Annotated in this window: 13 protein-coding genes; 11 read left to right on the top strand and 2 right to left on the bottom strand. The window is 31.2% G+C overall.

The genetic code is table 11. From position 1 onward, the window contains the following. Nucleotides 1-23 precede the first annotated feature (23 nt). Nucleotides 24-692, bottom strand: coding sequence for a beta-phosphoglucomutase (pgmB, locus tag KPL37_RS09605; RefSeq protein ID WP_246578215.1), 669 nt, complete (start codon nt 690-692; stop codon nt 24-26). A gap of 257 nt (nt 693-949) precedes the next feature. On the opposite strand from pgmB, the gene KPL37_RS09610 reads away from it, so the two are divergent. The 9 genes from KPL37_RS09610 (at nt 950) to KPL37_RS09650 (ending at nt 10,327) form a co-directional block, all read left to right on the top strand. Next, complete coding sequence (locus tag KPL37_RS09610; RefSeq protein WP_216148623.1) at nt 950-1,954, top strand: LacI family DNA-binding transcriptional regulator; 1,005 nt, start codon at nt 950-952, stop codon at nt 1,952-1,954. Nucleotides 1,955-2,095: 141 nt separating this feature from the next. Further along, a complete protein-coding gene (locus KPL37_RS09615; RefSeq protein WP_216148626.1) occupies nt 2,096-3,397 on the top strand; it encodes an alpha-amylase family glycosyl hydrolase in 1,302 nt (433 codons plus the stop codon). Nucleotides 3,398-3,511: 114 nt separating this feature from the next. Then, nucleotides 3,512-4,786 carry a sugar ABC transporter substrate-binding protein gene (locus KPL37_RS09620; protein ID WP_216148628.1) on the top strand — a complete coding sequence of 425 codons (1,275 nt, stop codon included), beginning with the start codon at nt 3,512-3,514 and terminating at the stop codon, nt 4,784-4,786. 57 nt (nt 4,787-4,843) lie between these two features. Next, on the top strand, nt 4,844-5,773 hold the full coding sequence (locus tag KPL37_RS09625) for a carbohydrate ABC transporter permease (RefSeq protein ID WP_216148631.1): 930 nt from the start codon (nt 4,844-4,846) through the stop codon (nt 5,771-5,773). 11 nt (nt 5,774-5,784) lie between these two features. Beyond that, nucleotides 5,785-6,648 (top strand): sugar ABC transporter permease, encoded by an 864-nt coding sequence (locus KPL37_RS09630; protein ID WP_216148634.1) that lies wholly within the window; start codon nt 5,785-5,787, stop codon nt 6,646-6,648. Between the two features lie 226 nt (nt 6,649-6,874). Further along, the gene (gene gpmA, locus KPL37_RS09635; RefSeq protein WP_216148637.1) at nt 6,875-7,606 is read left to right on the top strand and encodes a 2,3-diphosphoglycerate-dependent phosphoglycerate mutase; all 732 of its coding nucleotides are present in this window, start codon (nt 6,875-6,877) and stop codon (nt 7,604-7,606) included. Between the two features lie 150 nt (nt 7,607-7,756). After that, the gene (ppaX, locus tag KPL37_RS09640; protein WP_216148640.1) at nt 7,757-8,404 is read left to right on the top strand and encodes a pyrophosphatase PpaX; all 648 of its coding nucleotides are present in this window, start codon (nt 7,757-7,759) and stop codon (nt 8,402-8,404) included. Between the two features lie 139 nt (nt 8,405-8,543). Next, complete coding sequence (locus tag KPL37_RS09645; protein ID WP_216148643.1) at nt 8,544-8,771, top strand: hypothetical protein; 228 nt, start codon at nt 8,544-8,546, stop codon at nt 8,769-8,771. A 122-nt stretch (nt 8,772-8,893) separates the two neighbouring features. Then, entirely contained in the window at nt 8,894-10,327 is a 1,434-nt protein-coding gene (locus KPL37_RS09650; RefSeq protein ID WP_216148645.1) for an amino acid permease, read from the top strand. A gap of 99 nt (nt 10,328-10,426) precedes the next feature. On the opposite strand, the gene KPL37_RS09655 is transcribed toward KPL37_RS09650, so the two are convergent. After that, nucleotides 10,427-11,074, bottom strand: coding sequence for a hypothetical protein (locus tag KPL37_RS09655; RefSeq protein WP_216148648.1), 648 nt, complete (start codon nt 11,072-11,074; stop codon nt 10,427-10,429). A gap of 179 nt (nt 11,075-11,253) precedes the next feature. Here KPL37_RS09655 and KPL37_RS09660 point away from each other — a divergent pair, with 179 nt between their 5' ends. Beyond that, nucleotides 11,254-12,105, top strand: coding sequence for a DUF1186 domain-containing protein (locus KPL37_RS09660; protein WP_216148651.1), 852 nt, complete (start codon nt 11,254-11,256; stop codon nt 12,103-12,105). A 70-nt stretch (nt 12,106-12,175) separates the two neighbouring features. Further along, nucleotides 12,176-13,798 carry an aspartate 4-decarboxylase gene (gene aspD, locus KPL37_RS09665; RefSeq protein WP_216148654.1) on the top strand — a complete coding sequence of 541 codons (1,623 nt, stop codon included), beginning with the start codon at nt 12,176-12,178 and terminating at the stop codon, nt 13,796-13,798. The last annotated feature ends 18 nt before the right edge of the window (nt 13,799-13,816 follow it).

Here is a 13,816-nt window from a genome sequence, read left to right on the forward strand (position 1 = left end):
TGTTAGCTTTCTTTTTGATTACTTTATAGTCCTAATTTATCAAAAGTCATATTAGAAAATCCCGAAAGGACTAAATTAGCCTTTTTTAGTCTATTTTTAGAACCTATCCCAATGCAATACATTCCAGCATTAATAGCAGCATCGATGCCAGCCTGTGCATCTTCAAATACAATACACTGACAAGGCGGTATGTTTAGTTCCAAAGCTCCTTTTAAGAAAACTTCAGGATTTGGTTTTGCGCTAGAAACTTTTGTGCCATCAATTATAGCATCAAAATAATCAGTTAATTTTAAGTTAGTAAGAATAAGCATAGAATTCTTACTTGCAGATCCTAAGGCGATTTTCAGCCCATTTGCTTTAATGCTTTCTATAAAGTCTATAACTCCAGGTAAAATATCAGCGGGAGTTAATTTGGAAATATATTCTACATACCAGATATTCTTTTTCTCAGCTAGTTTAATTTTTGTATCATCGTCTAATGTAATATTACCTATCTCAAGAATGATTTCTAGTGAATTCATTCTACTTACACCTTTTAGTCTCTCATTGTCTTCTATAGAAAACTCAATGTTTAATTCTTGTGCTAGTCTTTTCCATGCTAAATAATGATATTTAGCAGTATCAACTAATACGCCATCTAAATCGAATATAATTGCTTTAATGTTATGCATATAACTCTCTATGTTTTTCATATAGCTCTCCTTTATTTTTACTTTAATGACATCTATATTTATATAATAATATAAAATCATGCATTTGTGAATGCGTTTGCACAAAATAATTTAAATTATTTTTTATTAGCGGGATTATTACTTTAATATATATAAAATATCTTGTGGTTTACTTGTTTTAAAATGTGGCACTAGTTGCATAAGTAACCTTGATAAATATCAAAATTAATAATATAATAAACGTAATATATTTTTATGAATTGGGAAGTGAAGTTTTTATGTCAGTAACTATAAAAGATGTAGCAAAGATTGCAAATGTATCACCATCTACGGTTTCAAGAGTACTTGCAGATAATCCTAGAATTAGTGATGAAACAAAACAAAGAGTTTACAAAGCAATGAAAGAAATAGATTATCATCCTAATGCAATAGCTAGGAGCCTAGTTAGTAAAACAACAAAGACTATAGGACTTATACTGCCTAATACTGATGAGGATTTATTTGTTAATCCTTTTTTTATCCAAATTATGAGAGGAATAAGCCATTATGCTCAGAAAAAGGGATATTATATTATGTATACTTACAGTAATAATGAAGATCAAGAGGTAGAGCACATAGCAAGTTTAATAAATAGTGGAAGAGTTGACGGAATTATTTTGGCTGTAGCTCGAAAGGATGATAAATGCATTGCTTATTTGAAAGAAGCGGATTATCCTTTTGTAGTGATAGGTAAACCAGAAAGTGCAGGCGGGGTTTTATGGGTTGACAATGATAACTTTCATGCCATGTACAGTGTTGTTAATTATTTTATACAAAAGGGTGAAAGAAAAATAGCATTTATAGGAGGATCACCTACGCTTAATGTAACTATAAATAGATTAGAAGGTTACTCAAGAGCTATGGAGAATATTGGTGAAAAATTAGATGAAAACATGATTCAAGTAGCAGAGTTTACTGAAGATAGTGGGTATGATGCTATGAAAAGAATATTAAGCAAAGGGAGTCCTACAGCTGTTGTTACCACTGATGATTTAATTGCTTTTGGTGCATCAAAAGCCATAAGTGAAATGGAGGGCCAGCATATTTCAATTATCGGTTTTAATAACACTCCAATTGCAGCCTTTCGTAAGCCAACATTATCCTCAGTAGATATCAATTCTGAAAAATTAGGTTACTATGCAGTTAAGTTATTAATAGACAAATTAGAAAATGAGAATGAAGATATCAATAATTATATTATTAATACAAAATTAGTTGAAAGAGACTCAACCCAAAAACTCTAGAAATCTAGAGTTTTTTTATATCTATATTAAAAAAACCTTGCTATTTATACTCCAATTGTTATAAAATGGGTTGTGTTTTATTATTAGATGCATCCGTTTGCACAAAAGATCGAAAATGATAATAAAAAGGTGGAGGTAGTTATGGCAAGTAATACAAAAGTGTCTTTGAGAAACAAGGTAATGTATTCTATATACGTTAGGAATCATGGAATTAATGGAACTTTTAAAGATGTTGAAGAGGATTTAGAAAGAATTAAATCTTTAGGGACAGATATTATATGGTTTATGCCTATTCATCCTATTGGAATCAAAAATAAAAAAGGTGAACTCGGATGCCCTTATGCAATAAAAAACTATAGGGAAATAAACCCTGAGTATGGTACATTAGAGGATTTTAAGAGGGTGATTAGTAAGATACATTCCCTAGGAATGCAAATTATAATAGATGTAGTATATAATCATACTTCGCCAGATTCTTTTCTTGTAGAAAACCACAAATCCTTTTTTTATAAAAAGGCAGATGGAAACCTTGGAAACAAGGTAGGAGATTGGTCTGATGTGGTGGATCTTGATTATAATAATAAAGAATTATGGAATTATCAAATTGAAACTTTAAAATATTGGGTAAGCCTTGGAGTAGATGGGTTTAGATGTGATGTAGCTTCACTTGTACCACTAGAGTTTTGGTTAAGTGCAAGAGAGGAAGTAGCAAAAATCAATTCAAACACCTTATGGCTCTCTGAGACTGTACATCCAAGCTTTATACTTACTATGAGAGAAAATGGTTTTGTTGGACTATCAGACAGTGAAATATATCAGGCTTTTGACATAACTTATGATTATGATATTAATAAAGAATACTTGGGATATTTTAGTGGACAAAATTCACTAAAGCAATATATAGATAGAGTATCGATTCAAGAATCAATATATCCAGATAATTATGTTAAGCTAAGGTTTTTAGAAAATCATGATCAGCCTAGGGCTAGTAGCCTTATACATGATGATTGTGCATTAAAAATCTGGACAGGCTTTTCGTATTTCCAAAAGGGATGTACACTCTTATATGCAGGCCAGGAGGCACAAAATGTTACCACACCAAGCCTCTTTGACATTGATAAGATTAATTGGAATGGATTAAATGAAGACTTTGTAGAGTTAATAAAAACGCTTGGGGCTATAAAGAAGAAAGAAATTATGGCAAAGGGTTTTTATGAAATTTGCACCCTTGATGATAAAGATGTTATTTGGGTATCCTATTTTATGAAAAATAAAAAACTTATTGGAATATTTAATGTTGGCCTTGAGCAGGGAGAGATAAAATTAGACGTAGTTGATGGTGAATATATTAATATTATGGATGGTACAATGGTTACAGTTAAACAAGGTAAAGTTAGTTTAAAAAATAAAATTATAATTTTTGAAATTCAGTTTGACATATAAAGAAATTAATAGTAAACTAAATTTAGGCAAACGGTTGCATAAGAATTATAAACGTTTTCAAGATTAACATTAATAGATTTTAAAATTTCTCAAATTATTTAGGGGGGTAAAGAAATGAAAAAGATTAAATCAATTTTAGCTATTGCAATGATATCAACATTGGTAGTAGGAACGCTTGCAGGGTGTGGTACAAAGGCGCCTACGAAAACAACATCATCAGTAGATTCAAGTAAGCCAGTAAGTTTAGCTTTTTGGGAACAGGATGATCCGACGGCGCAAAAGACACTTGATAAATTAATTGCTGATTTTCACGTTGCAAACCCTACTATAACAGTTAAAAGAACACATTATGAGACTGAAGATTTAAGAAAGAATTTCTCAACAGCATCACTAGGTACAACAGGACCGGATGTTGTATTATCACCAAATGATAACCTTGGAGTATTTGTTCCAGGTAGTTTAGTACAACCTATTGATACTATTGTTGGAGAAGATTTCATGAAAACTTTGGATGAAAAAACATTAGAAGCTGGTAAGTTTACAGGAAAACAATATATGATTCCAGATAGAAATGGTAATGAAGTTTTAATTTCTTACAATAAAAAACTAGTTACCACTGCACCTAAAACTTTTGAGGAATTAGAAGCAATGGGACTAAAACTTAAAAAAGAAGGTAAAGTTGATTACGGCTTAGTATTTAATGAAGTTGAACCATTTTTCTCAATTGGATTCTTAGGGGCTTTTGGTGGTAAGGTATTTGATGATGTTAATGCGACTTCACCTAAACCAACATTAAACACACCAGCAGTTACTCAGTGGATGACTTTCATGAAGAAAATACACAGTGAAGGTCTAATTGCTAAAGAATCTGATGCAACAGTTGCTGATAACTTATTTAAAGGTGGAAAAGCAGCATTTATAATTAACGGACCATGGGGTTTTGCAGATTATAAGAAAGCAGGAATTGATTTAGGTATAATGGCAATTCCAACAATAAATGGTAAATCACCAGCACCTTATTCTGCTGTTAAAGGATATACAGTATCTGCAGGAGTAAAGGATGCAAATAAACTAGCTGCAGTTAAAAAATTCCTTATGTTTGTGAACTCAAAGGATGCACAACTTAAAATGGTTGATGCACATCAACAATATCCAACTAATCTAGAGGCTATGAAAGATGCTAAGATTACTGGAAACCCATTAATAGTAGGTCAAAAGGATCAATTGTCTAAAGCAACACCAATGCCAAATATTACACAAATGAGAGCTATTTGGGATGCTATTAAACCAGTTCAGCAAGATGTATTATCAGGAAAAACAAAACCTGAGGATGCAGGAGCAATTATGCAGAAAAAAGCTATTGAAGGAATTAAAGCTTTAGGATTATAAAATATCTTTATAAAAGGGGAGAAATCCTCTTTTATTTTAAAGAAAGGAGAGTTCAAAATGATGCAAACTGTTAAAAAAACAAAAAAGAAAAAAGGTAATGTTAGTTTAGGAATAGGCCAGGGTAAGATGACACCTTTCTTTTTTTTAGCACCAGCTGTTATAGTTTTATTAGCTGTTGTTGCTTATCCACTTATATATGAAATTATAATTTCATTTAAAAATGTAACTTTACTAAACTTGAAAAGTCAGATTTATCCTTGGATTGGACTTGATAATTACAAAAATATACTTTCTGATAGTCTATTTTATTCTACATTAATAAGAACAATATTATGGACGTTTATTAATTTATTTTTCCATGTTACCTTTGGATTGTTTTTCGCCGTACTTTTAAATAGAAAATTACCAGGTAAAGCATTTATAAGAGTTTTACTCATTTTACCTTGGGCAATACCACAATATGTTGCTGCTATGACATGGAAAGGTATGTATAATGTTGAATACGGTTCTGTTAATATTATATTAACACATATTTTTGGTAATGCGGCAGCCATCCCATGGTTATCTGTACCAAGTTGGACATTTGTAGGTTGTATAATAACTAATATATGGCTTGGAATTCCTTTTATGATGATGATATCACTTGGTGGACTTTCAAGTATTCCAGAAGAATTATATGAAGCTGCGGATCTTGATGGAGCAACGGGTTTTCAAAAATTCAAAAGTATAACTTTACCACTTTTAAAACCAATACTCACTCCTGCTATAGTACTTGGAACAGTATGGACATTTAATATGGTTAATGTAATATACATAATTACTAGTGGTTCAGCTTCAGATGAGTCTCAAATTTTAATAACTATGGTATTTAAGAGAGCGTTTCAATACTTTAGGTATGGCCAATCAGCAGCGCTTTCGGTAATTATATTCTTGATTTTGTTAGCGTTTAGTACTTTCTTTATTAAAGCTCAAAAATCAGAAGATTAGAGGTGAAAGGCATGAAAAGTAATAAATTTAAAGAAAAATTTAGTCGAGGAGATTCTCCATTAAAAATAACATTAATATATGCAATTTTAATAATTGCATGCATATGCTCCATTTATCCAATCTTAACTATATTAACAGTATCTTTAAGACCGTCAGATGCATTATATACCAAATCTTTAAGTATAATTCCAGCGAATGCAACATTTGATAACTTCAAGCAAGCATTTATACAATATGATATGTTAAATTGGCTTATTCATAGTTTGATTGTATCAGGTGTTGCTTGTATTTTTAGTGTAATGCTTTCAGTTACTGCCGGATATGCTTTTTCTAGATTTAAATTTAAAGGTAAACAGATGGGATTATCTTTGTTATTAGTTACTCAGATGTTTCCATTAGCTATGACTTTGTTACCTTTATATTTAATGTTAATTAAGTTTAATATGACAAATAGTTATTTTGCATTGGCAGTAATCTACGTATCTACATCAATTCCATTTAACATTTGGATGATGAAGGGATTCTATGATACCATTCCAAAATCACTTGAGGAGAGTGCTTATGTAGATGGTGCTTCAATATTTAGATCATTTTATCAGATAATATTACCACTTGCAAAACCTTCTGTTGCATTAACTGCATTATTTTCATTTATGGGAGCTTGGTCTGAGTATATAGTAGCAAGTGTAATCATAAATGATGCGGGAAAATTAATGCTACCTGTTGGGCTTGTAAGTATGCAAGGACAATTCAATACTGCATGGGGTATATATTCTGCCGGTGCTTTAATTACAGCTGTCCCTGTAATGATATTATTTATTTGTTTGTCTAAATATCTTGTTGGTGGGCTTACAGTAGGTAGTGTTAAGGGTTAATAATTTAAATGTAAAAATATATGAGCTAAGAGTATGGCATTTATTTAATGTCAAAACTTTTGGCTTATTTTTTTTACTATATTATATTTTGCATATAAAGTCATAAGCAAGTGGTGTTATAATAAGCATAATATATTATGTTATATTTAAAATAAAAAGAGGCAGTAGGATGGATTTTATCATAGGGTGAAAATAGAAAGATTTAATTAAGTAGGGAGTGATTATATTGATTAAACTTGTATTAATAAGACATGGTGAAAGCGTTTGGAATAAAGAAAACAGGTTTACTGGTTGGACAGATGTGGATTTATCAGAGAATGGACTAATTGAAGCCAGAAAGGCGGGCCAAATACTTAAGGCGAATGGGTATATTTTTGATATAGCATATACTTCTGTATTAAAAAGGGCAATTAGAACACTTTGGATTACTTTGCATGAGATGGATTTAATGTGGATTCCTGTATATAAGTCATGGAAGTTAAATGAAAGACATTATGGAGCACTTCAAGGTTTAAACAAGGCGGAGACCGCGCAAAAATATGGAGATGAACAAGTCCATAAATGGAGAAGATACGTAGATGTAAGGCCACCAGAACTTTCAATTACTGATGAGCGGTATCCTGGATCAGAGCCTAAATATAAAGAATTAAGAGAAGATGAAATCCCTACAACAGAAAGTCTAGAGGATACTATAAAGAGGGTTATGGTAGAATGGTTTCAAGAGATATTACCTCAAATAGAAGCAGGTAATAAGATAATAATTTCTGCACATGGAAATACTTTAAGGGCTTTAGTAAAATATCTTGATAATATATCAAGTGATAATATTGTAAGTTTGAATATACCTACCGGAGTACCACTTGTATACGAATTAGATGATAATTTAAAGCCAATTCGTCACTATTATTTAGGAATAGATGGCGAGTTACCTGAAGAGAAAATTTCTAAAAATTTATAAACTATAAAATAATCAATTAACTTCCTACCATTATTTTACTTTGAAAACAAGCATTTTTTTGGTAAAATTGAAAGTATTATAATAACTTCACAGAGTGTGAATTCTATTTTGTGAGTTCGCACTCTGTTGAAGATGAGGGGGGAAGTTTTCATGGCAGTTAAGAATATTTTGTTTGATATGGATGGAACATTACTTGATACAAATGAACTAATTATACAATCATTTAAATATACTTATAAAAAACACTTAAATAGACTGGTGGATAGTGAAGATATTATTAAGCATTTTGGAGAAATTTTAAATGATACAATGGATAAAGAATTTGGTGATAAAAGTGAGGTGGCAATTAAAACCTATCGAGATTTTCAAAATATAAACTTTGATAAGTTGATTAGTATTAATGAGGGAGTCAAAGAAGGGGTGAAGGAGCTTCATAGTTTAGGCTATAAGCTTGGAATTGTAACCTCGCGTTTTAGATATTCTGCGATTAAGGGTCTAAAACTTTTCGGACTTATGGATTATTTCGATGTGATTATAGCTGCTGATGATACTGAGCTTCATAAACCAGATCCTACACCAGCATTTATGGCTTTAAAGATAATGGATGGAAAACCAGAGGAGACTATGCTTGTGGGAGATACTCAGTTTGATATCTTATGTGCAAAAAATGCAGGGATTATCTCAGCAATTGTTGGGTGGAGTGCACTGCCAATAGATGTCATACGAAAGTATGAGCCTGATTATATTATACCCAGTATGGAGAAATTAATTTCACTTATGGAAAAATCAAACAATTAGTATAAAGGCAATAAATTATTATTAATAATTTATTGCCTTTATTATTTTTTTAAGATAAAATCCAAATATTTCATAGTATTACAGAAAGAAAAAAGGCCAAAATAATACTATTGATTTTAAAAAATGAGGAGGAATTTATATGCCACATAACATCAATGTATATAATAGTGAAGACAGTGATAAAATCCAAAAGGATAATGCAATAGAGTTTCTAAATAATATAGCAGAAAGTCATAGTATAAAAGATCAACTTATTAAAAAGCGTTCTGAAAATGATTCATTAGAAAATACGAGTAAAGGTAGAAGTGAAAAAGATAAGGTGGAAGATAATAGTGATGGAACATATAAGATTATAAATTTCTTATAAATTATAATAAGAACAGGCTAATTCTTAGAATTCACCTGTTCTTATTTTGTGTATTTAATTAGAGGAATTTAACTTATTTTGTAGAATAATATAGGGTGATGCAAAAATTAAGGAGTGAAATTATGAAAGATACAAAAAAACTTGGTTTATGGACGTTGGTAATGTTAATTTTTGTTCCAACATTCGGGTTTGGAAACATTGCTTCAAATGCAGTGACACTTGGACCCGCTGCTATTCCGTCATGGCTTATAGTTGCATTATTATTCTTTTTACCGTTATCAATAATGATAGCAGAACTTTCTTCTGCTAATAAAGACAAAGAGGGAGGTTTATACACTTGGATAGAATGCTCAATTGGACCCAAATGGGCATTTATTGGTACTTGGTCTTACTTTGTTGCTAATTTATTTTATTTGCAAATGGTTTTTGCAAGAATACCAGTAATGATATCTTGGACTCTTTTTGGAGAAAATAGATTCAACGATGCTAATGCATATTTACTGCCTTGGTTAGGCTTTGGCCTGGCAATAGCACTAACATACATAGCTACAACTGGAGTTAAAAGATTTTCGAAAATCAGTGATTTAGGTGGAAAATTAACTTTAGCAGTTACAGTTATATTTATATTCTTTGCAATTGTTGGAGTATTGCTTGGAAAACAAGCATCTGCTACATCTTTCACAGCAGGCACAGTTATACCAAAATTTGATGCTGACTATTTTTCAACATTTTCATGGTTAATTCTTGCTGTTGCAGGGGCTGAGGTGGCAGGAACTTATATTAAGGATGTGGAAAATCCTAAAAAAGTTTTTCCAAAGGCTGTTCTTATAGCAACTGCATTTATAGCTGGAGCATACATACTTGGATCACTTGCAATATGTTTAGTTGCATCACCTGAATTAATAAATGAAGCAGGAGTCAAGGATGCCGGTTATGTTGTTTATAAAATATTAGCAGAAAACTGGGGATTAAATGGTAAAATATTTGTTCGAATATATGCTTTTATTTTAACTGTATCATCTATAGCAGCCTTTGTAGTATGGCTTGAATCTCCAATTAGAGCTATGTTCTCAGAGGTTCCCATTGGAACATTTCCTGAATTTTTAACAAAAAAACGTGAAGATGGAACATTAGTTAATGCACTTTGGATTCAATGCATCATTCTATGTGTATTAATAATAGTACCACTTATAGGATTAAATTCTATAGATACTCTTTTTAACACATTAACTACATTATCAGGTCTATGCCTTGCAATACCTTATATTGTTCTTGCAGCTGCATATTTAGTATTTAGACTTAAAGGTAATGTACCTCCCTTTGTAATGTTAAAATCAAAGGCAGCTGTCATGGTAGCTTCAATTGTTGTTTTTATATTAGGTATACTTGCATTCTTTGGAGCTGGATGGGGAAATATTGCAGGAGCTAAGAATTTCTCAGAAGCAATAGTCCCAATACTAAAGAATTATGGTGGACCAGTAGCATTTATAATTTTTGGATTCTTTATATCATATTTAACAAAAACATTTTCTAAAAGTAAGATTAACGATAAATAGATATTACATGAAAATAGATAATAATAATTTATAGCACAAAAATAATCTCATAGGACTTATTTTAAGTTATAAGTCTTATGAGATTATTAAATTTAACTCTTAGTTGAAATATGCAAGTCTAATTATATCTTTTGTACGTCTTTGATTCCAAAGCGTATCTAAGTTTATTTTTCGATGCTCACCATAGGTGGATACTGAGATGTAATATATATTGTCTTTTAAGCTTAGTTCTAGACCTGTTATAGTCATCCAATGCCAAGTATATTCTTTAAATTCCTTTATTGGATGTTTAAGAACTAAGAGGGCTACTGGAAGTCTTTGAGATAATGCATCTAAAATAAAGTTCACAGCTTTATCAATACTATTAGCACTGTAATCTAAAATATGAGGGGTTAAAGAAACATCTCTTTTTTTAGCAAAAGCTAAAACATTATCTGAAAATTGCTGAACAGAAGTAAGCCCAAAGATTCCTGGCTTTACGTATTTCCTGATTTCAATCATATGCAGGATAAAATCGTTTTTATTAATAATACCCGTGTAAGGGTATAGATTACCGTATTTATCTGGGGATGTTTTAGCTAGATATGCAGTTATATTAGCAGCAGCAACTGGACCACAACCACTAAGCTGATTAAGCTTTTTGGGGAACCAATATTGACTGCCGCCGTAATATGATGCTTCTAGGTCGGATATAGTAAAGTTAGTATCCTCAAGGTGAGTATAGTTTTGTGTTGTAAAATCTTCCATGGTTATCACCCCTTCGTATAAATTTTTAATAATTAAAAATTGTTGTAGTTAGTATATAATATACTACAATTTTTATAAGGTGTAAACAAGGTAACATCTTTGTATATATTATTAAAAATTTTAGTCGAAAATAAGATATAATATAGTGAACAAATTAAATGATGAAGGAGTTTTATTTTATGAAAGAATTACTTAAAGAAATTGAGTATAATAATGGTGAGTTTCCAGAGGCACAATTAAAAGAGATAATAAATCGTAGGGATGAGTTTATACCTGACTTACTTGAAATATTAAAAAATGCTAAAGAAAATTATGAAGAAATACTAGAAAAACCTGATTATTTTGCACATATATATGCAATATTTTTGTTAGCACAGTTTAAAGAAAAGAGGAGTCTTAAACCAATTATAGATTTGATTAGCATACCAAATGAAATATCAAATGATATTTATCGTGAGTACCTTACTGAGGATTTACATAGAATTTTAGCATCTGTTTGTGGTAGCGATACAGAGCCATTAAAAAAAATAGTGGAAGATAGTAGCATTAATGAATATGTTAGATGTGCTGCTATTAAATCTTTTATTGCGCTACTCGGTGAAGAAATTATATCTCAAGAGGATGTTATTGAATATTATAAGACTTTATTTGAAGGAAAACTTGAACGTGAATTTTCACAAGTTTGGAATGAGCTTATATACGATTCGTGTGATGCAGGTCCTAGTGAATTATATGAACATATAAAAAAAGCTTATGGGTCCGAATTAGTTGATGAGGATTGTATATCACTTGAGGAAGTAGAGGGCGCTATTAAAATCCATGATATAACAAAATTCGCGAATTTGAAGGCTGAAGGTTATTCGTTTTTTAATGATACTATAGCAGAACTAGGATGCTGGGATTGTTTTGCTAAAAAAGATAACAGTCCTAAATCTCAATTTATGTTAGGTGTTAGTAAGTTAAATAAAGGCAAAAGTAAAAATAAAAAAAAGCAGGTAAAGGCTACTAAAAAAAAGCAAAGGAAAAAATAGTATAACAAATACTAGAATAAAATAGTATTAATTTAAAATACTATTTTATTGTTACATTAGGAGGAAAAATATGGATGAAATCGATGTTAAACGTAAAGAAATAGAACATATCTATGGCAAGGTAAGTCCGTTTGAACTTAAAAATAAATTAATTAACCTTGCAGAAGATTCAAAAGAAAAAGGTACACATACGTTACTAGATGCAGGTAGAGGTAATCCTAATTGGACAGCAGCAACTCCTCGAGAAGCTTTTTTTACCTTTGGTCTTTTTTCAGTTTTAGAAACACGTAGAGTGTGGAATAATGACGACCTTGCTGGGATGCCAGAAAAATCTGGAATTGCAGATAGATTTCAAGATTTTATTAAGAAAAATTCTAGTTATCCAGGATCTGAGCTTCTCAAAAAAATTATTGATTATGGAATAATATCCAAAGGGTTTAATTCGGATGATTGGGTACATGAACTTGCAGATGGGATTATTGGAGATAACTATCCACAACCTGATAGAATGCTTAAGCATGTAGAGAAAGTTGTTCATGATTACCTAGTTCAAGAGTTGTGCTATAAGGCTCCACCAGCTGGAAAATTCAAGCTATTTGCTGTAGAAGGTGCAACGGCTGGAATGTGTTATATATTTGATAGCTTAATAGCTAATAATATACTATCTATTGGTGATAAAGTTGCTTTAATGGCACCTATATTTACTCCTTATCTTGAGATTCCACATTTACCACGTTATAATTTTGATGTTGTGGAGCTTTTAGCTTCTGAGATGACTTCTAATGGAGCGCATACCTGGCAATACCCTAATGATCAAATTGAAAAACTTAGGGATCCATCTATAAAAGCTTTGTTTATAGTAAATCCTAGCAATCCGCCATCTGTAGCAATGAAACCTGAAACAATTCAACTTATAAAAAGCATAGTTAAAAAAGATAATCCTAATTTAATGATTATTTCAGATGACGTTTACGGTACTTTTGTTGATAATTTCCGTTCATTAGTAGCTGATATGCCATATAATTCAATAGGTGTATATTCTTTTTCTAAATATTTCGGAGTAACAGGATGGCGCCTTGGTACTATTGCTCTTTATGAAGACAATGTATTTGATAAATTATTAAGAGAATTACCTGAAGACAAAAAAGAAAGGGCAATGAGACGTTATTCTACATTATCAACTAATCCTGAACAAATTCCCTTTATTGATAGAATAGTAGCAGATAGTAGGCAAGTAGCACTAAACCATACGGCTGGTTTATCAACGCCTCAACAAATACAAATGGCATTTTTCTCTGTATTTTCATTGCTGGATAAAGAAAATAGATATAAAGAGCTTACTAAAGATATTTGCCACCGTAGGCAAGGGCTTTTATACAAAGGTTTGGGTTTAGAGCTTAGGCGAGATCCACTGGATGCAGCATATTATACAGAATTTGATTTGTTAGAGTGGGCACGCCACTATTATGGTAATGAGTTTGCACAGTATTTACAAAAAAAATATAAACCTGTGGATATCCTTTTTCGTTTAGCACAAGAATCTTCTATAGTGTTACTTAGTGGTGGTGGATTTCATGGACCAGAATGGTCAATTAGAATATCGCTCGCAAATCTTGATGATGAGTACTACAGTGAAATAGGAAGAGTACTACATAAGATACTTAAGGAATATGTTACAGAGTGGAAGAACTAGGTAGTTAATATCATACAT

The organism is Clostridium frigoris (assembly GCF_018861865.1).
Lineage (GTDB): Bacteria > Bacillota > Clostridia > Clostridiales > Clostridiaceae > Clostridium_AD > Clostridium_AD frigoris.